Source organism: Pseudomonas sp. 382 (genome assembly GCF_002759075.1).
Taxonomy (GTDB): domain Bacteria; phylum Pseudomonadota; class Gammaproteobacteria; order Pseudomonadales; family Pseudomonadaceae; genus Aquipseudomonas; species Aquipseudomonas vlassakiae.
Window position 1 is genome coordinate 191565 of the sequence record NZ_PEMX01000001.1, and the last position, 25358, is coordinate 216922.

22 protein-coding genes and 1 pseudogene are annotated in these 25358 nt (G+C 60.2%); 9 read left to right on the forward strand and 14 right to left on the reverse strand.

Annotation, left to right across the window (positions count from 1 at the left end; all coding sequences use genetic code 11):
- Nucleotides 1-1105 precede the first annotated feature (1105 nt).
- Together CQW31_RS01000 and nhaA are read right to left on the reverse strand one after the other, a co-directional pair.
- Complete coding sequence (locus CQW31_RS01000) at nt 1106-2485, reverse strand: 8-oxoguanine deaminase (protein ID WP_099813479.1); 1380 nt, start codon at nt 2483-2485, stop codon at nt 1106-1108.
- 126 nt (nt 2486-2611) lie between these two features.
- Nucleotides 2612-3970 (reverse strand): Na+/H+ antiporter NhaA, encoded by a 1359-nt coding sequence (gene nhaA / locus CQW31_RS01005; protein WP_099813480.1) that lies wholly within the window; start codon nt 3968-3970, stop codon nt 2612-2614.
- Between the two features lie 379 nt (nt 3971-4349).
- On the opposite strand from nhaA, the gene CQW31_RS01010 reads away from it, so the two are divergent.
- A complete protein-coding gene (locus CQW31_RS01010) occupies nt 4350-7193 on the forward strand; it encodes an HD domain-containing phosphohydrolase (protein WP_099813481.1) in 2844 nt (947 codons plus the stop codon).
- An 11-nt stretch (nt 7194-7204) separates the two neighbouring features.
- Here CQW31_RS01010 and CQW31_RS01015 read toward each other — a convergent pair whose 3' ends face one another.
- The 3 genes from CQW31_RS01015 to CQW31_RS01025 all read right to left on the reverse strand — a co-directional run bounded on the left by CQW31_RS01015 (nt 7205) and on the right by CQW31_RS01025 (nt 9730).
- Nucleotides 7205-7534, reverse strand: a complete 330-nt coding sequence (locus CQW31_RS01015; protein WP_054883855.1) for a DUF202 domain-containing protein — start codon at nt 7532-7534, stop codon at nt 7205-7207.
- Nucleotides 7527-7913 carry a YidH family protein gene (locus CQW31_RS01020; protein ID WP_082433435.1) on the reverse strand — a complete coding sequence of 129 codons (387 nt, stop codon included), beginning with the start codon at nt 7911-7913 and terminating at the stop codon, nt 7527-7529. Before CQW31_RS01020 ends, CQW31_RS01015 begins: the two co-directional genes overlap by 8 nt.
- A gap of 104 nt (nt 7914-8017) precedes the next feature.
- The gene (locus CQW31_RS01025; RefSeq protein WP_099813482.1) at nt 8018-9730 is read right to left on the reverse strand and encodes an FAD-dependent oxidoreductase; all 1713 of its coding nucleotides are present in this window, start codon (nt 9728-9730) and stop codon (nt 8018-8020) included.
- 185 nt (nt 9731-9915) lie between these two features.
- Between CQW31_RS01025 and CQW31_RS01030 the strand changes: the two genes are divergently transcribed.
- From CQW31_RS01030 to CQW31_RS01040, 3 genes are all read left to right on the forward strand, one after another.
- Complete coding sequence (locus CQW31_RS01030; protein ID WP_099813483.1) at nt 9916-10692, forward strand: IclR family transcriptional regulator; 777 nt, start codon at nt 9916-9918, stop codon at nt 10690-10692.
- Nucleotides 10693-10832: 140 nt separating this feature from the next.
- Nucleotides 10833-11888, forward strand: a complete 1056-nt coding sequence (locus tag CQW31_RS01035) for a Gfo/Idh/MocA family protein (RefSeq protein ID WP_099813484.1) — start codon at nt 10833-10835, stop codon at nt 11886-11888.
- A 23-nt stretch (nt 11889-11911) separates the two neighbouring features.
- Complete coding sequence (locus tag CQW31_RS01040; RefSeq protein ID WP_099813485.1) at nt 11912-12748, forward strand: sugar phosphate isomerase/epimerase; 837 nt, start codon at nt 11912-11914, stop codon at nt 12746-12748.
- Nucleotides 12749-12817: 69 nt separating this feature from the next.
- On the opposite strand, the gene CQW31_RS01045 is transcribed toward CQW31_RS01040, so the two are convergent.
- Both CQW31_RS01045 and rclC read right to left on the reverse strand, forming a co-directional pair.
- Complete coding sequence (locus CQW31_RS01045; protein WP_099813486.1) at nt 12818-13288, reverse strand: arsenate reductase ArsC; 471 nt, start codon at nt 13286-13288, stop codon at nt 12818-12820.
- 326 nt (nt 13289-13614) lie between these two features.
- Nucleotides 13615-14214 carry a reactive chlorine resistance membrane protein RclC gene (gene rclC, locus CQW31_RS01050; RefSeq protein WP_099813487.1) on the reverse strand — a complete coding sequence of 200 codons (600 nt, stop codon included), beginning with the start codon at nt 14212-14214 and terminating at the stop codon, nt 13615-13617.
- A 173-nt stretch (nt 14215-14387) separates the two neighbouring features.
- On the opposite strand from rclC, the gene CQW31_RS01055 reads away from it, so the two are divergent.
- Nucleotides 14388-15335, forward strand: a complete 948-nt coding sequence (locus CQW31_RS01055; protein WP_099813488.1) for an AraC family transcriptional regulator — start codon at nt 14388-14390, stop codon at nt 15333-15335.
- Nucleotides 15336-15385: 50 nt separating this feature from the next.
- Here the strand turns inward: CQW31_RS01055 and CQW31_RS01060 are convergent, their stop codons facing one another.
- Nucleotides 15386-15646, reverse strand: coding sequence for a DUF2790 domain-containing protein (locus tag CQW31_RS01060; protein WP_158238168.1), 261 nt, complete (start codon nt 15644-15646; stop codon nt 15386-15388).
- Nucleotides 15647-15871: 225 nt separating this feature from the next.
- Between CQW31_RS01060 and CQW31_RS01065 the strand changes: the two are divergent.
- Nucleotides 15872-16654, forward strand: a pseudogene (locus CQW31_RS01065) (alpha/beta fold hydrolase).
- A gap of 17 nt (nt 16655-16671) precedes the next feature.
- On the opposite strand, the gene CQW31_RS01070 reads toward CQW31_RS01065, so the two are convergent.
- The 5 genes from CQW31_RS01070 to CQW31_RS01090 all read right to left on the reverse strand — a co-directional run bounded on the left by CQW31_RS01070 (nt 16672) and on the right by CQW31_RS01090 (nt 22178).
- On the reverse strand, nt 16672-18177 hold the full coding sequence (locus CQW31_RS01070) for a DHA2 family efflux MFS transporter permease subunit (protein WP_099813490.1): 1506 nt from the start codon (nt 18175-18177) through the stop codon (nt 16672-16674).
- 53 nt (nt 18178-18230) lie between these two features.
- Nucleotides 18231-19379 (reverse strand): HlyD family secretion protein, encoded by a 1149-nt coding sequence (locus CQW31_RS01075; protein WP_099813491.1) that lies wholly within the window; start codon nt 19377-19379, stop codon nt 18231-18233.
- Entirely contained in the window at nt 19376-19924 is a 549-nt protein-coding gene (locus tag CQW31_RS01080; protein WP_099813492.1) for a helix-turn-helix domain-containing protein, read from the reverse strand. Before CQW31_RS01080 ends, CQW31_RS01075 begins: the two co-directional genes overlap by 4 nt.
- 165 nt (nt 19925-20089) lie before the next feature.
- On the reverse strand, nt 20090-20557 hold the full coding sequence (locus CQW31_RS01085; RefSeq protein WP_033693278.1) for a heme-binding protein: 468 nt from the start codon (nt 20555-20557) through the stop codon (nt 20090-20092).
- A 58-nt stretch (nt 20558-20615) separates the two neighbouring features.
- Entirely contained in the window at nt 20616-22178 is a 1563-nt protein-coding gene (locus CQW31_RS01090; protein ID WP_256587326.1) for an MFS transporter, read from the reverse strand.
- 239 nt (nt 22179-22417) lie between these two features.
- On the opposite strand from CQW31_RS01090, the gene CQW31_RS01095 reads away from it, so the two are divergent.
- Nucleotides 22418-22768, forward strand: a complete 351-nt coding sequence (locus tag CQW31_RS01095) for a putative quinol monooxygenase (protein WP_143524200.1) — start codon at nt 22418-22420, stop codon at nt 22766-22768.
- A gap of 68 nt (nt 22769-22836) precedes the next feature.
- Nucleotides 22837-23697, forward strand: coding sequence for a LysR family transcriptional regulator (locus CQW31_RS01100; protein WP_099813494.1), 861 nt, complete (start codon nt 22837-22839; stop codon nt 23695-23697).
- 21 nt (nt 23698-23718) lie between these two features.
- Here the strand turns inward: CQW31_RS01100 and CQW31_RS01105 are convergent, their stop codons facing one another.
- Nucleotides 23719-24222, reverse strand: a complete 504-nt coding sequence (locus CQW31_RS01105; RefSeq protein ID WP_054883843.1) for an Lrp/AsnC family transcriptional regulator — start codon at nt 24220-24222, stop codon at nt 23719-23721.
- Between the two features lie 138 nt (nt 24223-24360).
- On the opposite strand from CQW31_RS01105, the gene CQW31_RS01110 reads away from it, so the two are divergent.
- Complete coding sequence (locus tag CQW31_RS01110) at nt 24361-25296, forward strand: DMT family transporter (protein ID WP_099813495.1); 936 nt, start codon at nt 24361-24363, stop codon at nt 25294-25296.
- Nucleotides 25297-25358: the final 62 nt, after the last annotated feature.

Here is a 25358-nt window from a genome sequence, read left to right on the forward strand (position 1 = left end):
ATTCGGCAGGCGAGGGCTTCGCCCTCGTTCGCGGGCACGCCCGCTCCCACAGGTACTGCGCCGATCTTGAGCTTGCGCGTAACTGTGGGAGCGGGCGTGCCCGCGAATGGGCCGCCCAGCGGCCCCGGGGCCGGCGATGCTACGCAACCCGGCCCCGCGCCTCAAGGCAAGCGCGATCCGTGTACCGCTGCGCATCGTGCATCCACCCCACCATCAGGGCGTTGAGGGCCAAGATGAAGATTTGTTCATGCGGTTTCAGAATCAGTCCTGTAACCGCTGAGCCTCGGTTCTTGCTCTTGCTCTTGCTCTTGCTCTTGCTCTTGCTCTTGCTCCTGCTTTTGCTTTGGCTTCTAAGCGCGCGATAGTCCAGGCGACGCTGAGTGCGACTTCAGGAGGCCGAACGCAGGCGTCTGGAGGGCCAGGGTGCGCAGCACCCCTTCGGCGCAGCCGAAGGCGCGAGATGTAGACTTGCGCAGCAAGTCGTAGGCCGCGCGGGCCCGGAAGGCGCCGGAGTGAGGGGACCCCGGAGCGCAGCGCAGGGGCCGGATGATGGGAGCGGGGGTTTTTGCCTACTTTTTGCCCAGTCAAAAAGTAGGTCGCCGTAAAGGCGAAAAGGTGATTCAGCGCCATCATGGCGAATGAATGTTGACTTGATTTGAAAGCCCACTCCCAAAAGCCAAAAGCCAAAAGCCAAAAGCCAAAAGCCAAAAGCCAAAAGCTCGACTGCGGTGGTTTTGATTCAGTCGAGTGCATTCATTTGCGATGGCGACGCACAGTCACCTTTCCGCCCTTACGGCGGGTCACTTTTTGTCAACGCGACAAAAAGTAACCAAAAAACGCTGGCTCCTATCATCCGGCCCCTGCGCTGCGCTCCGGGGTTCCCTCGCTCCGGCCTTGCTCCCGGGAGGACCGCGCTGAACGGCCCATCCTGGGCCGCAGCGCTTGACGGGCATCCATGCCCGTCACCTCCCTCCGCAAGGCCTGCGCTCGGCCTCCTGAAGTCGCATTCTGCGTTTGCTGAACTACCGCGCGCTTAGAAGCAAAAGCAGAGCAGAAGCAGAGCAGAGCAGAAGCAGAAGCAGAAGCAGAGCACTTCCTGGCGGAGTCAGTCGCCGCTGACGAGCTGGTAGGCCAGTTGGTTGTGGCGTTCCAGCACACGCGGCAGGTCGATGGTGGTGATGCGACCATCCTGCACCACCACACGGCCATTGATCACGCTGGTGTCGACGTGGGTCGGGGTGCAGAACACCAGGGCCGCCAGCGGGTCATGCAGGGCACCGGCATAGGCCACATGACCCAGGTCGAAGGCCACGAAGTCGGCGGTCATGCCCGGCGCCAAGGCGCCAATGTCGTTGCGGTTGAGCACCTTGGCGCCGCCCAGGGTGGCGATTTCCAGGGCTTCGCGGGCCGTCATCGCGTCAGGCCCAAAGCCTACGCGCTGCAGCAGCAGCGCCTGGCGCACTTCGCCGATCATGCTGGCACCGTCATTGGAGGCCGAGCCGTCGACGCCCAGGCCCACCGGTACACCGTGGTCGCGCATCTTGCGGATCGGCGCGATGCCAGACGCCAGGCGCATGTTCGAGCACGGGCAGTGGGCGACACCGGTGCCGGTGCGAGCGAACAGCTCGATGCCATGCTGGTCAAGCTGCACGCAGTGGGCGTGCCACACGTCATGGCCAACCCAACCGAGGTCTTCGGCATATTCCGCCGGGGTCATGCCGAACTTCTCGCGGCTGTAGGCGATGTCGTTGACGTTCTCGGCCAGGTGGGTGTGCAGCGATACGCCGTAGTTGCGCGCCAGTACTGCGGCTTCGCGCATCAGGTCACGGCTGACCGAGAAAGGCGAGCAGGGCGCCACCACCACGCGCAGCATCGAACCGTGACGGGCATCGTGGTAGTCCTCGATCAGGCGCTGCGACTCCTTGAGAATGTCGCTTTCCTTCTCCACCACCGAGTCAGGCGGCAAGCCACCCTGGCTGCGGCCCACGCTCATGCTGCCGCGGGCGGCATGAAAACGCATGCCGATCTCGCTGGCAGCGTGGATGCTGTCGTCGAGCTTGCAGCCGTTGGGGTAGATGTACAGGTGGTCGCTGGAGGTGGTGCAGCCCGACAGGATCAGCTCGGCCATGGCCGTCTGGGTCGAAACCGAGATCATTTCCGGGGTCAGCCGCGCCCAGATCGGGTAAAGGTTGGTCAGCCAGTTGAACAGCTCACCGTCCTGGGCCGCCGGCACCACGCGGGTAAGGCTCTGGTACATGTGGTGGTGGGTGTTGACCAGGCCCGGGATGACCACCTTGCCGGCCATGTCGAGGATCACGTCGGCGTGCTGTGGCAGCGTATCGCCGGGGCCGACCTGCTTGATCAGGTTGTCTTCGATATAAAGGCCGCCACCTCTGATTTCACGGCGTTCGCCGTCCATGGTGACCAGCAGTGCGGCATTCTTGACCAGGAGGGTCTTAGGGGTGTGTTGCTGAGAAGCTTGCATGGCTCATGCCTGGCACAATACGCAGCGACGATTGCCGCTGTCGTAGGCGCACAGACACGCATGTAAGCAAAGTTCGAGTATTTTGTATACAGGAAAATGCCGGGGCCATCAGGCCCCGGTCACCCTTCAACTAACTTGCACAGGCGCCTTGCTCGCGCCCTTGCGCAGGCCCGTGACGCCCCAGGCGAGGCCCAGCACGGCTGCGATGACCGAGCCCGACAGCACGCCAAGCTTGGCTGCACCCAGCGAGGCCGGGTCGCTGTAGGCCAGGTTGGCAATGAAGATCGACATGGTGAAGCCAATGCCAGCCAGCAGGCCGATCAGCGTGATGCCGCGCCAGTTGACCTGGGCCGGCAGGCTGCACCAGCCCAGGCGCACCATCAGCCAGCTGACGCTGATGATGCCCAGCGGCTTGCCAGCCACCAGCGCCACGGCAACTGCCATCATCACCCAGTGTGGCGCCTCGGCGGACAAGTCGATACCGGACAGGCCCACACCGGCGTTGGCCAGGGCGAACAGCGGCATGATCGCATAGGCTACCCAAGGGTGCAGGGCGCCGCCGACACGGGTCACTGGGGGCACCAGCTCGCGTTGCGCCAGGCGCAGGCGTTTGAGCGGGTCGATGAGTTCACCAGTGTCCGACTCGGGCGTCTTGGCCCGGCCCAGCAGATCGTGGGTGAACCGCGAAATCGCATCCACCGGGCGCTCGCCCAGGGGCATGGCGGCCACCGGCGTCATCAGGCCGAGGATCACCCCGGCCAGGGTTGGGTGGGCACCGGTCATCAGCATGCCGACCCAAGTGATCGCGCCGGGGATGACATAGGCCCAAGCCGAGCCGACGCCGATTTTCTGCAGCGCTACTACCAGCAGCAGGCCGATGGCAGCGACGCCGAAGCCGCTGTAGTCGAGGCCACCGGAGTAGAACACGGCGATGATCAGCACGGCGATGATGTCATCGATGATCGCCAGCGCCAGCAGGAACACGCGGATGTTGGACGGGATCGACTTGCCCAGCAAGGCCAGCACGCCGACCGCGAAGGCGATGTCGGTGGCAGTCGGCACGGCCCAGCCTTGCTGCTCGGCCGGCGCATGGCCGAAGGCCAGGTAGATCAGTGCAGGAGCGACGACGCCACCCACCGCAGCGGCCATCGGTAAGGTGGCCTGGCGCAGGCTGGACAGCGCGCCTTCGTGGATTTCGCGGCGGATCTCCATGCCCACCACCAGGAAGAAGATGGTCATCAAGCCATCGTTGATCCAGAAGTGCAGGGACTGCGAGAAGCTCAGCGACCCGATCCCGAAGCTGATCGGCGTGTGCCAAAGGGCGTCATAGCTGGCAGCGGCCGGGGAGTTGGCCCAGATCAGCGCTGCAACGGCGGTGACCAGCAGGACGATGCCGCTGACCGCTTCGATGTGCAGGAAACGCTCGAAATTGGCGAAGGCCCGCTGGGCCAGGCGCTGGGCGCGGGTCAATTTGGTTTTTTGCATAGGCACAAGAACTCCTGCAGGCGGCCCGACCTGCACAGTTCTTTAACCTGCATCACTGCACCTTGCAGCTAGCACCCGCGGGGGATTTTAGCGAGTAGGGGCGTGCAGGCCAAGGATTTCCACCACAGCAGTCTCCTACGCTGGGGCGGTCTTGGTCGTTCTGCATTGAAGTCGATAATTGCGCTGTGCCACTATCGGGCATGCCTAGCTGTCACATGCCACTACCGCCCGGCATGTTTGTCTCGACTGATTACACTGTTGAAGTCGCCACACAAGGAATGCTGCGGATGGTCTGCGTATTGCTGGGTCATGCTGCCGGGGCGGCAGGTCGCCTGTGGGCGAACAGGGTGTGCATCGGGCGTTCGTGGAGCAGCCAGCCATGAGCAACGCCGGGCGGGGTATTCCCCTGCAACTGTTGGTAGCAATGGCCATCATGCTGGGTATGCTGCTGCTCGGCGCCGGCCTGGCCTGGCAGGGCTATCACGGTATCAGTCAGGCCCTGGTGGCCGCTGCCGGCGATGCCGCGCAGCAGGTTGGCAAGACCATCGACGAACGTGCCCGGCGCCTGGTCGACCCGGTGCAGAGCAGCATCCGCCTGCTGGCCTTCAACCCGGTTGCCGTCAACCAGGACCAGCGCCTGGAGCGGCTGCCGCAACTGGTCGAGAGCCTCAAGGCCAACAAGATGCTCAGCGCCGCCTATGTCGGCTACCCCAATGGCGAATTTTTGCTGGTGCGCCGCTTGCGCGACCCGCAGCTGCTTGAGCGCTTTGCCGCGCCGACCGGTACCCGCTTCCTGGTGCAGAGTGTCAGCCTGGGCGAGGGTGGGGCGAGGGTAGGCGAGTGGCGCTTTTATGACCCGGCGCTGACCCTGCTCAAACGCCAGGCCATGCCGGACTATCACTACGACCCGCGCACGCGGCCGTGGTTCGCTGACGCCTCGGCGCAGGCCAGCACGGTGCTGACCCGGCCCTACGTGTTCTTCACCACCCGTGAAATCGGCATGACCATGGCCCAGCGCAGCGTCGATGGCGCGTCGGTACTCGGCATGGATGTCTCGGTCGATGACTTGGCCAACGAGACCCGCGACCTGCGCATGACCCGCGGTACCGAGATCGCCGTGATCGATGACCAAGGCAGCGTGGTGGCCTACCCGGACCTGCAGCGGGTCATCGTGCATGACGGCGAAGCGGTGCGCCTGTCGCGCGTGGCCGAACTGGGTATCCCCAGCTTGCAGCAGATCTACAACCGTTTGCCCCAAGGCACTCGACCCGAGGTCTATGAGGTGGACGGCGCCACTTGGTACGGCATGCGTGTGCAGCTGACCAAGCTGGCCGGGCAGGACTTGCAGGTGCTGATTGCCGTGCCGGCGCAGGAGTTGCTGGCAAGCGCACGCGAGGTGCTGTTCCGGCAGATGCTGTGGACCGCGATGCTGATGGCCGTGTTGCTGCTGCTGGGCGGCTTGCTTGGCCAGCGCATCGGGCGCCCGTTGCATCAGCTGGCCGAACAGGTGCGCGGCCTGGCCGATTTCGATTTCAGCCGCGAAGTGGGGGTGGCATCGCGGGTGTCCGAAGTAAAGGAGCTGAGCCGGGTGCTCAGCCGCATGTCCGGCACCATCCGCAGCTTCCAGGCAATCACCCTGACGCTGAGCCGGGAGAGCCAGCTGGAACGCATGCTCGATGGGGTGTTGAGCCATCTGGTGGACGCTGCCGGGGTCAGTGCGGGCGCGGTGTACCTGTTCGATGAAGAGCGCGCCCAGCTGCACCTGGCGGCCGCTTGCCGGGGCCGTGGCTACCCTGACGCGCTGGCCGTTGGCGAAGCCGGGCACCTCGACCTGGCCGCTACGGTAACCCATGCCTTGGGGCTGGGCGGGCGCAGCCTGGCGCTGGTGCTCAAGGACCGTGGTCATGAGCTGCTAGGCATTCTTGTTCTTGAATTGCAGCAAACGCTCGCCGAAGTCGGCGCGCCCTTCCGCCGCTTCGTCGAGGAGCTGTCCGGTGCCGCTGCCGTAGCCATCGAGACGCGCCAGCTGGTCGAAGCCCAGAAGCGCCTGCTGGACGCGATGATCAAGCTGCTGGCTGACGCCATCGATGCCAAGAGCCCCTACACCGGCGGGCACTGCGAGCGCGTGCCGCGATTGGCGCAGATGCTGCTGGACAAGGCCGTGCAGGCCGACAGTGGGCCCTACGCCGACTTCAGCATGAGCGAGGCCGAGCGCTACGAATTCCGCATTGCCGCCTGGCTGCACGATTGCGGCAAGGTTACCAGCCCTGAATACGTGGTGGACAAGGCAACCAAGCTGGAGACCCTGTACAACCGCATCCATGAAGTCCGCACGCGCTTCGAGGTGCTCTGGCGCGATGCCGAACTGGCCTATTGGCAAGGCCTGGCGGCGGGCGAGGATAAAACGGTGCTGCAACTAACCCTGGCGCACTGCCGTGGCGAACTGCAGGACGACTTCGCCTTCGTCGCCAAGGTCAATATCGGTGGCGAATTCATGCAGGATGAGGACGTCGAGCGCCTGCAGCGTATCGGCCAGCGCCGCTGGCTGCGGCATTTCGACAACCGTCTGGGCATTTCCCACGAGGAGGCGCAGCGCCATGCCGGTGCCACGCCCGCGCCGTTGCCGGTGGCTGAACCGTTGCTGGCCGATCGGCCTGACCACCAGGTGCCTTGGGGCTCGCGCAAGCCGCCAGTGGCCAAGGACGACCCGCGCAATGTCTGGGGCTTTGACATGCGCCTGCCGGCCAATGCCAGCAACCACGGCGAGCTGTACAACCTGTCGATCCGCCGTGGCACGCTCAACGATGAAGAACGCTTCAAGATCAACGAACATATTGTGCAGACCATCATCATGCTGACCGCGCTGCCGTTCCCGCGCCAGCTGCGGCGGGTGCCGGATATCGCCGGCAACCACCACGAGAAGATGGATGGCGGCGGCTACCCGCGGCGGCTGGGCAAAGATGACCTGAGCATTGCCGAGCGGGTGATGGCCATTGCCGATATCTTTGAGGCGCTGACGGCTGCGGACAGGCCGTACAAGGCGGCGAAGAGCTTGTCGGAGTCGGTGAAGATCCTGGTCGCCATGGCCCGCGACAACCACATCGATGGGCAGCTGCTGCGGTTGTTCTTAAGCAGCGGTGTGCATCGGGAATATGCCGCGCGCTTCCTGCGTGAGGACCAGATCGACGAGGTGGATGTGACGTACTGGCTGGCGCAGTTCTAGGGTGCGCTGACTCACCAGGCCAGGATCGCGGCCAGCTCCACCGCGCACAGGGCGGTAACGCATACCGCCAGCAACAGGTTCACGGTGATGCCAGAGGCAATGGTCTCGGCTTGCAGGCCAGTCACATTGCGCAGGTAGCTGCGCCGCAAGCGCAGCCAGGCGGCGCCGGCCGCCAGCAGGCAAAGCACCGCCGGTGCCACCGCCAGCCAGCGATGGTGCGGCACCCAGCGCAGGAAGAAACAACTGCACACGACCATCGCCAGGATGGTCCGGCGCCACGCCAGCAGCGTGCGCTCTGGCTGCAACCCCTCATCGACGTTGGCCAGTTGCGGGTCAGGCATGGAAGAACACCGCGTAGGCAAAGAACGCCATCACCAGTGACACGCCAATCGACAGCGCCGGGGCGATCAGTGGGAACGGCAGCGGGCGTTTCTGGCGCATCGCCCGCTCCACATTGAGCCAGCGGACGAAGGCCGGCAAGCTCAGGAGCAAGGCCAGGCTGATCAACGCCACTGCCAGCAGGCGGCGGGTGCCGGCGCTGAAGATTTCGGCGGTGAACATGTCCACGGCGATGCCGCTGGCCAGCAATGCCAGCGCGGTCCTGATCCAGGCCAGGAAGGTGCGCTCGTTGGCCAGGGTGAAGCGCGGGTCCGGTTCCTGGCCATCGGCGAGCAGTTTACTCGCGAGCCAGCCGCGTGAGGGCTCGGTGTTCTTGTTCAAGGGCGGTCGTCCTCCTCGGGTAAGGTCGGTGGGCACTCTTTTTGGCGCTGGCCAAGTGTGAGTGGCAAACCCCGCCGATGTCCATGGTTTGCCAACCGCTGCCGTTATTCGTATGCCGTGACGCCGCTGATATGCCGCGCGGCGACATAGCCGAATGTCAGCGCCGGCCCGAGGTTGATGCCGCCAGACGGGTACCAGCCGCCGAACACGCTGGCCATGTCGGTACCGGCCGCGTACAGGCCGCTGATTGGCTCGCCGGCGTCGTTCAGCACGCGGGCGTGGCCGTCGGTGCGCAGGCCGGCGAAGGTGCCGAAGCAGCCAGGTTGTACCTTCACCGCGTAGAACGGCCCATGCTCGATAGGCGCTACGCAGGGGTTCGGCCCTTTGTGCAACGGGTCGCCCTGTTTGCGGTTGAACGGCGTCGAGCCACGGCCGAAGGCTGGGTCCTGGCCTTGGCGCGCATGCCGGTTGAATTCGGCGACCGTGGCGGCCAGCCCTGCGGGGTCGATGCCGCAAACCTGGGCCAGTTGCGCCAGGGTGGTGCCGCGTTTCAGGTAGCCGCTGCGTAGATGCGGCCCTACTGGCAGGGGCGCCGGGCGCGCATGGCCGAGGCCGTAGCGGCGCAGGAAGCGGTGGTCGCAGATCAGCCATGAGCAGACTTCCTGGCCCTGCGGCACGGCGGCAACCATGGCCGACACATAGTCGTAATAGCCGTGCGCCTCGTTGACGAAGCGCTTGCCGTTGGCGAGCACACCGATGATGCCCGGCTTGCCGCGTTCGATGATATGCGGGAAGTGGCCGACGCTGCCGTCGCGGTGCGGCACTTTCGACACCGGCGCCCAGGCCACTGGCGACTTGAGGTCGGTGGCCACCACGCCACCGGCCGACTCACCCAGGCGCAGGCCATCGCCGGAGCAGGACTGCGGGGGCAGGGCGAGGTTGTCGTGGCCGCTGGCATCGCGCGGGAACAGCTGCCGGCGCCTGGCCGTATCGTTGGGGAAGCCGCCTGCCGCCAGCACGACGGCCTTGGCACGGATCGCCCGCTCGCCTTGCGCGGTGGCAACCAAGGCCCCCTGCACCTTGCCGTCCTCCATCAGCAGGCCCTGGGCTGCGGTCGACTCGATCATCCGCACGCCCAAGTCGTCCGCCGACTTGGCCAGTCGTGCCACCAGCGCCACCCCGTTGACCAGGTGCATCGCCCGGCCATGGCGGGCCAGGTGGTAGAGGTGGCAGGCGAAGCGTTTGCCCACATGCAGCAAGGCGCGCGGCGAGCGGGTCATGTTGAGGAAGGCGGCAAGGTCGGCACCGGCCATGATCGGCATGCCCATGAACGAGGTTTCGCGCAGGGTCTTGCGCAGGCGCGGCAGCAGTGCGCCCAGCTGGCGGGCATCGTATGGCGCGGCAATCACCTGGTGGCCACCGAGCGCGGCGCCGGGCGTGTCGCCGTGCATGTCGGGGATGCCATTGCCGTCGGCGAACTGCAGGGCTGTGTGCCGTTCGAAGAAGGCGACCATGTGCGGGCAGGCTTCGAGGAAGGCGTCGACGCGCTCGGCATCGTAGTGGCTGCCCAGTTCGTGGCGCAGGTAGGTGCGCGGCTGCTCGATGTCCTCGATGATCCCGGCGCGCCGCGCCAGCGGGTTGCGCGGCACCCAGGCCCAGCCACCGGACCAGGCGGTGGCACCGCCGAGCACAGCGTCTTTTTCCACCAGGATGACCTTCTGCCCGTGCCAGGCGGCCGTGACTGCCGCTGCCAGGCCGGCCGCACCGGAGCCTATGACCAGTACGTCGCAGTCGCTTGGGAAGGGTTCGGCGGGCATTGCGGTATCTCCTGCATTATTATTGGAACATGGTTCCACAATGGTCCTTTGCAGGCTGGTGCACTGCAAGCCCAAGCGCGAATTACTGGTCGATAACCGGACACTTCAATTCGAGCAGGCTGCGTTGAATGTTGAGGGCATGGAATCATCTTCTAGAATCGGGCAAATTTTCAGGAATATGTGTCATGGCTGGTAGTCAGATCGAACGCGCCTTCAGTCTTGTAGAAAGCCTTACCGGCGAGCCGCACGGCCTGCCGCTGCAAACCCTGGCCGAGCGCCTGGACATTCCCAAGAGTGCGGCCCACCGCATGCTTACCGAACTGGTGCGCCTGGGCTACGTGCGCCAGAACCGCGACAACAGCCGCTATCAATTGACCGCCAAGCTGGTGGCGATGGGCTTTCGCTACCTGTCCAGCAGCGGTGCGGACATCATCCAGCCCATTCTCGATCGCCTGGCCCAGGACAGCGGCGAGCTGGTACGCCTGGGGGTGATCGAAGGCCATCGCCAGACCTGGATCGCCAAGTCCCAAGGGGCCCGTTCCGGTTTGCGCTACGACCCGGACATGGGGCGTGACGCGCCCTTGTTCTACACCGCTTCCGGGCATGCCTGGCTGGCCAGCCTGAGCGATGAAGAAGCGCTGCAGATGGTGTTGCGCCAAGGCATTGCCGACCCTGCCCAGTTCGGCCCCAACGCGCCGCGCTCCACCGATGACCTGCTGGCCTACCTGCACCGCGCCCGCGAGCGCGGCTATGCCTGGGTCGAGCAGACCTCGGCCATCGGCACATCGGCCCTTGCCGCCGTAGTGCGACGCCCGCAAAGCGACGAGGTCATAGGCGTGCTCAGCATTGCCGGCCCTAGCGCCCGTCTGGCGCAAACCCGCTTGGCAGAATTGGCGCCGTTGTTGCTGGCGGCAGCAGAAGAGCTGTCAGCGGCCAGTCGAGCGAGCGAATTATTCGCCTGAGAAGCGTTTCTGGTCGGTAATCGCACAGTCTGTGCGACAGGTCGTTCTGAAAAGCTGAACTTGGTTCTACAGTGTGCTGATGTCGATTCTGGAACTCGGTTTCACAATCGGTAGCACAATAAAGACAAGAGGACAGCACGTTGAACGCCCCCCTACGCATCGCCCTGATCGGTGCCGGCATCATGGGCCGCCAGCATTACCAGCATCTGCTCAGGCTGCCGCAAGCCGCCCGGCTGTGTGCCGTGGCAGACCCGGGCCCGCAGACCGAGGCGTTTGCCGCAGAATGCGGGGTAGCCTGCTTCGCCGATCACCGGCAGATGCTCGACCAGGCCCGCCCCGATGCGGTGATCGTCGCCAACCCCAACAACTTGCACGTGGCCACCGCCCTGGATTGCGTCGAGGCTGGCGTACCGGTGCTGCTGGAAAAACCAGTGGGCGTGCACCTGGACGAAGTACGTGCGTTGGTCGAGGCCTCGCGCCGTCGTGGCGTGCCGGTGCTGGTGGGCCATCATCGGCGCCATAACCCGCTGATCGCCAAGGCCCGCCAGGTTATCGCCGATGGCAAACTGGGGCGGCTGATCAACGTCACCGCGTTGTGGCAGCTGCAGAAGCCCGAAAGCTACTTCGAGACGCCTTGGCGCCGCGAGCCGGGGGCGGGCTTTCTGCTCACCAACCTGATTCACGACCTCGACCTGCTGCGCCACCTGTGCGGCGAGGTGGTGCAGGTGCAGGCATTCACCCGCAACGACGTGCGCGGCTTCGCCAACGAAGACAGCGCGGCGGTGCTGTTGCAGTTCGCCAACGGCGCACTGGGTAGCCTGACCGGTTCCGACGCGGTCGCCGCGCCGTGGAGCTGGGAGCTGGATTCCGGCGAGAGCCCGATCTACCCGCGCCAGGACGGTCAGCCCTGCTACCTGCTGGCGGGCACCAAGGGGGCGCTGAGCATTCCGCAGCTCAAGCGCTGGCACTACGCTGAGGCCGGTTCCGGCTGGCACACACCGTTGCTGCAGAGCGAGGAGGCCATCCCGGCAGGCGAGGCGTTGACCTTGCAACTGCAACACTTCATCCGCGTGGTCCAGGGCAGCGAAGCGCCCTTGATCGACGCAGCCGACGCTGGCCGTACCCTGGCCCTGATCGAAGCGATCCGCCAGGCCGCCGAAACGGGCCGGGCCTGCGCGCCCGAACTGATCGCCTGATTTCCCGACCTTTGGTGAATGACATGACCGACCGAATATTTTCCCTCGCCGCCCTGACGGTGCTCGAACTGTCGCCGCCAGACATGGTGGAAGCCGCCGCCCGCGCCGGCTACAGCCATGTCGGCCTGCGCCTGGTGCCGGCCACCGAGCAGGAACAGCACTTCCCGCTGGTGGCTGACCCCACCCTGCGCCGGCAGACCCAGGCGCGCCTGCGCGACACCGGCATCAAGGTGCTCGACCTGGAAATCCTCCGCCTCAAGGCGGACACGTGCGTGGCCGATTTCGAACCGATCCTGGCGGTCGGCGCCGAGCTGGGCGGCACCGAGCTGCTGGTGGCCGGTAACGATCCGGATGAAGCGCGCCTCACCGCGCGCTTTGCCGAACTCTGCGATCTGGCGGCCGGCTACGGCATCCACCCGCACCTGGAGTTCATGCCCTGGACCGACGTGCGCGACCTGCGCCAGGCCATGCGCGTCGTGGCCAACGCCGAGCGGGCCAATGGCTGCGTGCTGGTCGATGCCTTCCACTTCAACCGCTCGCGTTCCTCGCTGGACGACCTGGCGACGCTACCGGCGCAGCGCATGCGTTATGCCCAGTTGTGCGACGTCGCCGGCCCGGTGCCGGCCGAGATGGACGAGATCCTGCGCCAGGCGCGCAATGAACGGCGCTTCCCAGGGGAGGGCGACGCCGACCTGGTCGGGCTGTTGCGTGGCTTGCCGGCAACAGTGCCATTGAGCCTGGAAATCCCTACCCGGCAGTTGCTGGAACAGGGCATCAGTGGTGAGCAGCGGGCGCGCATAGCGCTGGACAAGGCCAGGACTGTGCTGGCCCGCGTTCACGAGTTGTGTTCGCTGGAGTAGTTTGCCGCTGGCGGCATGACGAATAGCGCGAGGTCGAGATCAGGCAGTTGCCCGGCCATGAGACGCTGCTCAAAGCGTGCCGATGCGATCCAGCTCACGCTTGAGCTGCTCACGGTCGAGGTGAGTGAAAGGCAGTGCAAAGAAGGCCTGGCAGCGTGCTTCGATGCGGGCCAGCGTGGCGTGGAATGCAGCGTCGACCGACGCTTCTTCGCCAACGACATCGGACGGATCCTCCAGCCCCCAGTGCGTTTTCAACGCCGGGCCGAAATACACCGGGCACGCTTCTCCGGCAGCCTTGTCGCAAACGGTGATGACGATATCCGGAGGGCTGCCTTCGAATGCGTCATTGCCTTTGCTGCTCAGCCCATCGGTCGAGATGCCGGCATGCTGCAAGGTGGTCAGGCTGCGAGGTAATACGTGGCCCTTCGGAAAACTGCCGGAACTGACGGCTTCAAAGCCGAGAGGCGCCAGGTGATTGAACATGGCCTCGGAAAGGATGCTGCGGCAGCTGTTGGCCGTGCACATGAACAGTATTCGCATGGGTGGGCTCCTCCGCCCGTTGGCGGGTGTCAGTGGCTCAGGCGCGAAGCCAGGGCCGGAAGGGTTATCAACAGAACGGCTGCTTTCGACCTGGCCGACGCTGAACATTAACTGGTTTCGTGAGCGCGATGCGCATTCTGCGGGAGCGCCAGCACCAGTGCCCTGCACGATAGTGCAGCCCAATCAGCTTGCCTTCCCACAAAAATTGCTGTTCGGCTCACCGTCTGCATTGGGTCGAAAGCACCCGGTCACTACTGACCGCGATCGACCCATGGATACCCTTTCCTCGATTGCGCGCAGCGCTGACTCGGGGCCGGGAGGGCTACCTAAGCACTCAATCTCTTATTCTCCAGGTTGATCAGGCTGGTGTCATTTATTAGCTGCTTAGCAGAGTCAGCAATCATCAACACGCTTCCTGCCAGCATCAACACATCCTTCAAGACCAGGCGTCCAGCTCCAGAAAGGTATGGGAAGCCGAATTGAGCATCTCCTAGATTCGCTACCCACGCTTCAGGCGTTGTGATCAGGAACGACAGCGTCACGAGGGGTGTGAGGAAAGCGAGCACAGCTCCCGCGAGTCCCAGCTTCGGTGAGATAAGGTAAGCCAATACCAACAGCCCTATGCTGATCTCGACCACGCCCAGTCCATTGGAGAAGGCATAGGTATGGTTTGCAACTTGCCAAGCACGCTGCACCAGATCGAGCTGGCCTTCATGCGTGAAGTGCTCGCGATAGGCCTCTGGGTGTGCGTAGAGGAACGAGAAGAACGGGCTGTTTGCCACAAATGGAGTGATGCTGTCAGCCTCGTAGGGCACGAATTTCAACGCACCAATCCACAGGAAAACAATGGCCACGCCGAAGCGTACGAGATGAATTCCAAGCTTGTCCAGGCGGCTTGCAGTGACCAGCAGTTGATAGGGACTCATGATGGGATTCCTTGTGGTTTCAAGATGAGTCCATCCTAAGAAGATCACGCCTCGCGCTTTTGCCGGATACGCTCCGCCTTTTTGCCAATCGTCTCAAATCATCGCCTCTGGCGACTGCGCTTTCCCTTGGGTTGGTTTAAATTGCGCCCGGATAGCCTTCTGAAGAGATGACCATGACGACGTTGGACAAACTCATCACGCTTGCCGATGTGCGCGGCAGCATGGATCTGCGTTGCCATTTTGCGGGACGTTGGTCGATTGACCATCAGCCGGATGAGCTCGGTACTGCTCGCTACCACATCGTCCTCTCAGGCCGCTGCCAATTACGCTTGCCTGACCACAGCCTTATTGAGCTGAACGCAGGCGACATCCTGTTGCTCCCACACGGAACCGACCACTTGCTTCAAAGTGATTCAGGTGTCGATCAGCCAAATCGTCCTGTAATCGTTCGCGAGGGGCTTTTACCTACGCATCGGTTACAAGGCGAAGGCGAGCCCTTGGATTTGCTATGCGGCAGGTTTCTCTACCAGCCAGGCTCATCACTTTTTGAAGCGCTTCCTGAGTACATCCATGTCAGCTTGAGTTCGACACAGGCCGCTGCAGCGCTCTCTGCAATGATTGGGTTGATTCGTAGCGAAGCCGAAGCCAACCATCACGGAGCTCGTTCCATAGTCGATGCCCTCACCACCGCTCTGTTCACAATGGTTCTACGGTCATGGCTGGATACCAGCCCTCCTATTGAAAGCAGCATTGGTCTTCTGGCCGACCGCCGTCTTTCCAAGGTATGGCATGCGTTGTTAGAGGATCCCTCAGATGCCTGGACCGTTGAGCGCATGGCAGAAATGGCCAACATGTCGCGAGCCAGCTTTATGAGGGCCTTTACGCGCATAGCAGGTTGTCCGCCGGGTGCCTTACTGGTCCGAATCAGGATGGAAATTGCCTGTTTGCTGTTGGCAAAGACGGACTCTGGTTTGAGCGATATCGCTTTGGAGGTGGGTTACCAAACGCAGGCGTCATTCAGCAAAGTATTCAAGGATGTTCTGGGACAGACACCAGGACAATATCGGCGAGAGCGAAAGCTGGGTGAAGTGGAGGCTAGGCTGGCCAAGGATGTGGGTTGACTTCGCGGTGGGCCCGGCGCATTGCGCCGGGCCAGTCACCAAATTGCATATCAGCTGTCTTGATGCGTTTCAGCGACGCGTTTGTAGTAAAGGTCGTGCTCTACCCCTGCGTGATCACGGTACACCAGCTTTACCGTTTCCAGCGCTTGTGAAGTTTCGGACTGAACCACAACGTCTTGCGAGATAACTTTATCCACGTCAACCACGTCACCGTATCGGTACTGGTGAGCGTCTGCGTCCGGATTGTTGTCTTGTGCCACCGCGAAAGCGGCCGGGGTTACTAAGGCGAGTGCAACAATGAATTTTTTCATGATCATCTCCAGTTTGCATTGAGCGACTTATCGCTCATTTGGTGGCGGGATCTATTTGATTCCCTTGATGACCATGCTATTGGCGAAGCTGCACGAGCTCTTTCGCTTTCGGCTCAGGTTCTTGTCCAATCATCTCAGGTAGGTCAGCACACCGCTTTGTCGATAAATCCGACCTCCCAGAGTGTCTGAAAACATAGACGATTCATTGAAGTAGACGGTGCCAAGATGAGCTACGTTGAGGTAGGCCAAGGTTTTCCGGTTGTACTTGGCCATAGCTTTCTCTGGTCTGCTGACAAGTGGCAGCCCCAGATCAAGGCTCTTTCCCAACATTTTCGGGTGATCGTCCCGGAGCTCTGAGGGCACGGCTACTCGGACGCTCCGCCTACTCAAACAGTAGACGTGAGCTCTTTGGTTCGTCAGCACGTCGACCTGCTTGATGCCTTGGACATTGAACAATGTCACCTGGTCGGCTTGTCAGTCGGAGGCATGTGGGGCGCTCAGTTGGCCCTTGAGCATCCCGAGCGCGTCGACCGCCTGGTACTGATGGATACTTTTCTTGGTGCGGAGCCCGAAGAAACTCGATTGAAATACTTCAGCTTGCTGGATGCTGCCAGTGCGGCAGGGGTCTTTCCCGACGCCTTGCTAGAGGTGGTTGTACCGATCTTCTTCGACGCAGGCGGAGAGACAGTGCCGGATGTTCGCGAGGATTTCCGTGCCTCCCTCAAGGCATGCAGCGCCGAGCGTATTCGCGATAGCCTTGATCCATTGGGACGGATAATTTTCGTACGGCCAGATCTTCTATCGGCAATTGCCAACCTTGCGAGCGATCGAACGATCGTTCTTTGTGGCGATAAGGACATACCTCGTCCGCCAGAAGAATCAAATCTCATGGCGCGCATCATCAGTTGTTTAGCAGCACAAATACCTGGCGCCGGCCACATCTCCAGCCTGGAGAATCCACAAGTAGTCACTGATTTTCTCCTCAACTGGCTGCCAACCAAGCATTAAGCCGCTAGGGCTGCGTTTCAATGATCTGCTGACGGTTGAGCTGGTGGGGCGATTTTGCGCATGAGTGGTACGAGAGCGACCGCGACAATGAAGCAAAGCATGATTGCCAAAAACGCGTCGGCGTATGACATCGTTTGGGCTTCACGCCATGTCAGTGCCCAGAGTTGGTGCAGTACGTACGGGTTGGCATCAAAGCTGTTCTGGCCATAAGCCTGAGCATTTTCCTGAAGCTGTTCCAGCCAGATGTTCAAGTTTTCATTGCGTACGTTCAGGTGCTCCGCAAGACGCAGGAAATGAAGATTCGTCCGGTCGTTGAGAATGGTCGCGCAGGCCGCAATGCCGATTGCGCCTCCCAGATTTCTCATCAGGTTGAATAGTCCTGCGGCGAGCTTAAGCCGTGCGGGCGGCAGCGCTCCAAGCGTCAACGTTACAGTGGGCGGCACGGTCATTTGCTGAGCGAAGCCGCGAATGGCTTGCGGTAGCAACAGTTCCTTCGCCCCCCAATCATGAGTGATGGGTGAGAAGTCCCACATTGATACGGCGAAAAGCGCGAGCCCCAGCATCATTACCCAACGAAGGTCGATTCGATTAGCCAGAAAGGCGTAAACGGGGATAGCCAGTAGCTGAAACACGCCTGTGGAAAAAATTGCCAGTCCGATATCCAACGCGCCATAACCGCGGACCCGCCCAAGGAACAAAGGGGTCAGGTAGACCGTAGCGAAAATCCCTATCCCTGTGATGAAGGAGAACAAGCACCCCAAAGCGAAGTTCCGATCCCGTAGCGCTCGCAGGTCAACGATCGGAGCCTGGATTGTCAGGCAACGCCATACAAACAAGGCACCGCTGATGCAAGCAATCCAGGACGTTAACAGAATGGTGCGATCACTAAACCAATTCCATCGTGCGCCTTCTTCGAGCGTGTATTCGAGGCATCCGAGGGACAGTGCCATCAACACAATTCCCACATAATCGGCGCCTTTCAACAAGCCTGGATTGGGGCGGTCCACATTGACCAGCAACGGAACGGCGATGGTGACGAAGATGCCCGGAAGCAAATTTAGGTAAAAGAGCCAATGCCACGAGAGGGCGTCGGTAATCCAGCCTCCCACCGCAGGCCCGAGAGTGGGAGCCAATGATGCCACCGCTCCAATCACTGAGGCGGCGATCACCCGCTGCTTACCTGTGAAGTAAATGAACGCCGTGGTGAATACCAGCGGGATCATCGAACCGCCCAAAAAACCTTGCAGGGCTCTAAAGACGATCATGCTTTGGATGTCCCAAGCCAGAGCGCACAAAAGGCTGGTAATCGTGAAACCGGCGGCTGAAGCGGCGAACAGCCAGCGAGTGCTCATCACTTGGGACAACCACCCTGAGAGCGGGATGACGATGATCTCTGCGATCAGGTAAGCCGTCTGTAACCACGCCGTGTCATCCGCACCTGCCGATAGGCCTCCGCCAATATCCTTGAGCGAGGCCGAGACTATCTGGATGTCAATCAAGGCAATGAACATACCTACGCACATGCACGCAAAGGCGGCGACCTTTTGTGGCGTGCTTAACGCTGGCAGCCCGCTGCTCACAGGGAGCCTACTGATTCGCGTCCGGAATCAGCCGCCGCAGGTGCAAAGCTGTTGGCATTGGTGTCGACTTCAGTGATCACCGACAAACCGGGACGGAGTAAACCGAACTCTGCATCGCTATCCTGAAGAAGAATTCTTACCGGTACACGTTGAACGATTTTGGTGAAGTTGCCAGTCGCGTTTTCTGGTGGAAGGATGCTGAACTGCGCCCCAGTAGCGGGGGCAATGCTCTCAATACGTCCATGGAACACTCGCCCAGGTAAAATATCGGCTTGGATGCGTGCCGGCTGTCCCACGCGCAAGCTTGAGAGCTGATCTTCCTTGAAATTGGCATCCACCCACAAACCTCGGGCAGGTACCACCGATACCACCTGGCTGCCGGCTACGGCATAGGCCCCCACTTTGGCCCTGCGATTGCCGATGTAACCATCTACGGGCGAGCGTAATTCGGTATAGCCAACATCCAGTTGGGCCTGCTCGCGGGCCGCCTCAGCCTGTACCAGAGCAGCTCTGGCCTGCTCACGTTGGGTCTCGATGACAATGAGTTGCTGCTGCGCAGCCACTACGCCGGCTGCGGCATGGTTCTGCTCGGCCTGAGCTGTCTTCCAGATGGCATCAGCATGCTGAGCATTCTCCAGTGAAACCGCATGACTGTTCAGCAGGACTTGAGCCCGGACTTTGTCCTGCAGAGCTCGTTCAGTTTCCGCCTGGCGCGCCTGAAGCTGCGCCTTGGCTTGGCTGATCAATGAGTGCTGGAGCTGTTCCGTAGCATTCAAATTGGCCAGGCTGGCACGCTGTGCTGCAACTGCACCGTCGGCCTTTGCCAGAGCAGTTCTGAAATCGCTGGCATCGATACGCACCAGCAGATCGCCGGCTTTGACGAACTGGTTGTCCGCCACAGCAACGTCCTTGATGTAGCCCGGTACCTTTGCACTGATCACTGTCACGTCCGCGCCGACGTAGGCATCGTCCGTGCTTTGAAGGAAGCGGCCTATCGTCCACCAATGGAACAAGTACGCTATTGCTACAGCAATGACAAACAGCAAGGCGGCGAGCTTAAGCAGCTTTTTGCTGAGTTTTGGTCTCACGCGAGTGGGGGCCGCGGCCTGCGCGCTCTCGATAGGGGAATCGACGGAAGCGTTCATTGCTGTTCGCTCCTGGTCGATGTTGCTTGCGGGAAAGGGCTGACCCAAAGCTTCTCGTGTCGATAACCTTCACCGGCCTCCACGCGCCAATGAGTCAAGGGATCTGCATCCGGCGCGATATGCAGACGGTGGTCCTCCACGGTTATCGACTTACCCGTGTTGCTGTCCATCAACGTCAGAGCGACAGGCTCGCCAGTTTCTACATCGGCCAGATAGACCTTTTTCGAACCCTCGGCATGTTTGGCACCCCACATCATCAAGGTCAGGATTACCGGGCGAAGATCGCGCCCCGCTTCCGTTAGAAGGTACTCAAAGCGGGGTGGATTGTTTTGATAAGCCCGGCGCTCCATCAAGCCCGCGGCGACCAGATCGTTCAGTCGTCGGGTTAGCGTGTTGCTGGCAATTCCCAGGCTGTGCTGGAACTCGTCGAAGCGACGCAATCCGTAAAACGCGTCCCTGAGCACCAACAGGCTCCAACCATCGCCGATGAGTTCGAGTGCGCGTGCCACTGGGCATGGCATCGACTGGAAGCTGGCTTTTTTCATGTTTCGCCCCGAGCGTGACCGGATGGATGAAATCACTATTCCACTGTAACTTTCATTATGCAAGTCACTTTGATTGAAATGTGAGCCGGCTTTCGTGCCTCTGGGCTTAGGAACCTGCGACTACAGCGGCACAGAGCCGCTTTCGCCCGTGGGGAACGCCAACTTTCACTGCTCTAGAGCGGCCATGGCGATTCTGATGTCATGCTCAGGCGTGTCGCCGCTAACGCCGATAGCACCCACGACGACTCCATTGGATTTAACGGGTAGACCTCCCTTCATCATGACGAAACCTGAGGTGATCGCTGCCGCCCGGCCGCTATTCACACTGGTTTCCAAGTCACCTGAAGAGCGCCTGAAGATTGCCGCTGTCTTTGCCTTTCCTTGGGCCAGTTCTATCCCGGCTACTACTGGTGCACCATCCATTCTTGCGGTGAGGATCGGCCATCCACCGTCGTCAACGATTGCGATGGAACACGGCCATCCATGCTGGGCGGCATAGGCCTGGGCCGCAGCAGATAGCTGCTTGGCTTCCGCTAAGCTAAGCGTCGGTTTTGTAGAAGGGGCTGTGGTCGGTTCTGCAAGCACGCCGAAAGCTGCAAGAGCTGCAGCAACTACGGTCAGTCTCCGGATCATTTTTGATAGGCCTTTTGCTCTTGGTCGAGAATTCATCTGTCGGAGCAGATGATTGGAATCAGTGGTTAGGTTTCATGTTCAGAGTTAGCATGGCGCCAGGCTTTGGTAGCGGCCGGCGTAGGTAGATGCCAACGATCAACGCAGCAAACATTCCCAGAACTCCGGCCACGAATAGCATCTGGGAAAAGCCTTGCATGAAAGCAAGTTCAGCAGCGCCGCGGACAACTGCCTTGGATGCTTCCGGGATGGTTTCCAAGGCACTGTGCAGATCACCCGCTGCGGTGCTCAACGCAAGCCTTTCTGCTTCAAAGGACAGTTGAGGGGCTATCGTTCTGAGCGAGTCCTGGAGTGCATCCCTCGTGAACACTACGAGCAGTGCGCCATAGACCCCAATGGCAAGACTGATGGCCGAGAATCGCATTGTTGTGCTCATGCCTGAACCCATGCCTAGGCGATCTGGAGGGATACAAGCCATGATGTTTTTCTGAGTGTCGCCGTTCAACAACCCAGCACCGGCACCAAGAACCGTGCTTGCCATCGCGAACAGCAGATAGCTACCGGAGGTGGCTACCATGGCGCAAAGAACGTTACCCAGGCCCACCAGCAGCAGGCCTATGCTCATGATCGTGGCGGGGTGAATGTTCTTCGGCAAATAGGCACCTACCCGCGGCATCAGGAACATGGCCAGAGCAAATGGAAGCATCCCGAGACCCGAGTTTATGGCCGAAAAGCCTAGGCCAGCCTGCAGGTAAAATGGCAGGAGGGTCATCATGACTTGCGCGCACGCGGCATACGAAAACATGCCCAGCAGCGCAGCGTTAAACCGGGCATGCTTCATCAGGTCGAAGTCGACCATGGGGCGTGGATGACGCTTCTCGAACATTACGAACAGCACCATCAGCAGTAGTCCCGCAGCCAAGCGCAGGGTAGTTGCTGTTGATTGCCACCCCGCGCGGTTGGCTTCAATGAGGGCCCACATGATGCAAGCCAAGGAGGCGCTGAACAGCAAGGCTCCGACTGGATCAAGTCGTGAGGCCTGTTTGTTGCCAGATTCTGGGATCAGGCGATGCACTGCACACATGAGCAACAAGCTCACCGGAACGTTCAGCCAGAAAATCCATCGCCATCCAATCGTGGTGGTGATGAGTCCACCAAGGAGCGGAGCGCTAGTAATGACGATCCCCATTGTGGTTCCCCAAAATGCCCAGGCTTTGGCACGAGCTGGTTCGTTGGGGAAGCAATGGCCGATGCTTGCCAGTGCAGACGTTAGGAGTAGGGCTGCTCCTACACCCTTGAAAGCGCGGGCTACATCCAGGAGCAACAAAGTCGGAGCAGCTGCACAGGCAGCCGATGCTACGGCGAAGATTGTCAAACCAATCTGAAGCGTTCGTTTTCGACCAAACCTGTCGGCCAGGCTTCCTGCAGGCAGCAAAAGAGCTGCGAAGCTCAGTAGGTACGCGCTTACCACCCACTCAATATCGGTTAGGGTGGCATACAGCTCGCGAGCAATGGTCGGTAAGCTCACTGCGACAATGTTCGTGTCGAGGATGATAAGCGCACAGACCGCGGATGCCGTTGCGAGGATCAAGCCTGGATGTTTGTAGGTCGGTTCGCTAGCCAATTTTCGCATTCCTGGAGTGGCGGCCCTCGATTTTATCTGGCAGTAATTGATCAAGATCGATCATCCATGAACGATTTCGTTAGCTAAAAACTAACGTGGCTGTGATGGTTGTGCGCCGGCCCGCGCTAGAGCGGTTTCCGGGACTTTCGTCAGTTTGTTGAAACTGTTTCACTACCCTTTGGGTTTCACGTACCAATGGAAGTGATCAAGCTAAGGCATCAACCATCTGAGTGCTCGCCATGACCAGTACGATTACCGTTGTAGCGCATATCACCGCAGATCCATCGTCAGTAGCAGAGGTTCACAGCGCGCTGCTAACAGCTGTCGACGCGACGCAGTCAGAGCACGGATGTCTTCATTATCGTCTATTTGAAAACATGGACACTCAAGGCCACTGGACCATGCTTGAGCTGTGGGAAAATGATGATGCGCTGACTCGACATACACTCGGCGAGGCGTTTAAAGACTTGAGCGCAGCTATCGATGGCAAAGCGAGTGTTCAGGTTTTCCGCTTGGCTCCAGCTGCTTCTACTGTGCAGGTAGATTCTGTTGTAAATCCAAACTTTTGGCTGGGGAACGGTTTGCCATGAGCTTTAAGCTAACGTAATGGCTAAGTTTGGTTTCGAACTGGTTCGGTTCCTAGGCGAGACACAAAGTAGTGGAAATCAGACATTTTAAGTATTTTTTGGCGGTAGCTGAAGCCAGTCATTTTACTAGGGCCGCATTTCGCCTGAATATCGCCGTCCCGACGTTGAGTCGACAGATTAAGGAAATGGAGGAAGAGCTAGGGGTTCAACTTTTCGTTCGAGCACAGCGTCAAGCGACTTTAACCGAAGCGGGTAAAGCATTGCTTACAGAGGCGCGTGATGTTGTCTATCGATTTGATATCGCTCAAGAACAAGCTCAACGCGCCGGGCGGGGTGAAAATGGGCATATTGAAATAGGTTATGTTGCCTCGGCAGTGTTCAACGGAGCATTGCAGAGGCATACGACAACGTTCAAGAAGGCCTTCCCGGGTGTGCAGTTGTCCCTGCGCGAATATCCTATGGTAGAGCTCCCTCGGCTAGTGGCGGAGGGGCGTATTGATCTCGCCTACGTGCGTGCGCCCATGGTACTTCCTGCTGAGTTGAAGGTCGCGCATCTAGATGAAGAAGGTTATGTCCTTGCGTTACCTTACTCGCATCCGCTCAACTCTCGTCATAGCATCGATCCTGGTGATCTGGGGGATGAGTTGTTCATACTGCCAGAGCAGGTCTCTGGGACGATCACAGCCGGCAGTTTGGGCGGGTTCGTCCCTAAGCTTGGCCCCCAGCCGGGGAGCTTAGTCGCGGTATTGGCTCTGGTGGCGCTGGGCCAGGGTGTCTCCATCGTGCCGAAATCGGCAGCGGCCGCCGTGAGCCTGCCTGGTGTTACCTTCCGACCTGTTAATGGTCTGGAGGAAGTGTCTTGGTTAGGCTTGGTGAGCAGGCGGCACGAGCAAGCTCAGCCAATCAGAAATTTCCTTTCACTCCTCAGTTGAGGAGTGAGTTAATGATGACTATCAGCTGTTGCCTCCCGAAGCGCGCCCTCTCAAATGATTCGTGGGCAGCGCAGTCGTATATTTAACTTGGCTAAGTGCGAAACTCGACTTGATGCTTGCCACAACGGGTATCGTGGTTAAGCAGTCAAGCAGTAGTGCCTGATACTTTGTCAGGTCTTCGCTTACCACTCTCAACATGAAATCCGCCTCGCCGCTCATCAAATAGCACTCCATCACCTCTGGGCGCTCCCTGATTGCGTTAGTAAATACTTCTAGAGACTGCTTGTCCTGGAGCTTGAGCGAAACGTGTACAAACACGTTTATTGCAAGGCCGAGCGCTGCAGGATCAACTAGCGTTACGGCGCCTCGTAAGACCCCACTTTCCTTCATCTCCGAGACTCGCCGCCAGCACGGCGAAGTTGAAAGCCCTACAATGTCAGCCAATTCGGCATTGCTCAACTCGGCATTTTCTTGGAGTGCATCAAGGATACGCAGGCTAGCGTCATCGAGCTTCGAGCGGCTCATGGTAAATTTTTCCTCTGCATGAGATCTTTTCAATGAAATGTACCGGTATTTCTACTTCTGAGGAAGAGATAGGTACGTTTTTTCGCTTCCCCAAAAATATCATGGTGCTACGTAACTAGATTGCAACGAGGTGGCACCATGAGCGCTTTAACTCAGCAAGTGTTTAAAAGTCGCACCAAAAACTTTGGAATATCTTCGACTTACGTTTGGCTTGGTGTCATGGTGCTTCTGTGGGGAAGTAGCTGGCCGGTCACTAAGCTTGCATTGCAGGGCGTGCCTCCGCTCTGGCTGGCTACCATTCGTTTCGCCAGTGCCGCGGTCTGTCTTTTTGCCTATTTGATCGCGAGAGGACAGCTCAAGCTTCCCGTTAAAGAGGATGTGCCCATCATCGCGAGCGTGGGTTTGCTGCAGATGATGGCTTTTACTGGTCTCGGTATGGTGGCGATGGTTCATGTCGACACCAGCCGCGCTGTTCTCTTGGCATACACAACGCCGCTGTGGTGTGTAGTTGTAGCCTGGGTCATGTTTCGCGAAATGCCCTCCAGGTTGCAGATCGCAGGGCTTGTCGTAGGGATGTCAGGGGTCGCGGCTGTGTGCTCACCAGGAGAGCTCGAATGGACGAGTCAAGACACGGTGTTCGGAGCAATCTTCCTGCTCCTTGCAGCGGTCAGCTGGGCGATTGTTATTCTTCATGTGAAGCGTCATCGGTGGGTAACCCCGCCCCTGGCCCTCGCTCCCTGGCAGATGCTCTTGGCCACCATACCGTTGGCGATTGCAGCCTATGTCAGCGAAGGCTCGCCGACATCCATTGTCCTGGATAGGAAACTCGCGGAAGAATTGTTCTTCATTGGTCCGGTTGCGACATCGGCCTGCTTTGTGATTTCTGCGGAGTACGGACGGCGAATTTCGACCTTTGGCATGTCAAATTTCACCCTTGGGGTACCCCTGGTCGGGACAGTTTTTTCTTGCTTGGCTTTTGGTGCGAGCGTTTCCACCATGTTCATCGCCGGGCTGAGCCTGGTGATTTTGGGAGTCGTGGTCTCTGCGTTAGCTTCGCGGTCCCGCCGGACCTAAACCAAGAAGGTTGGCGGAGACTTTTCGATAACCCGTTTCAAAGCACGCAATAGACAAGCTAT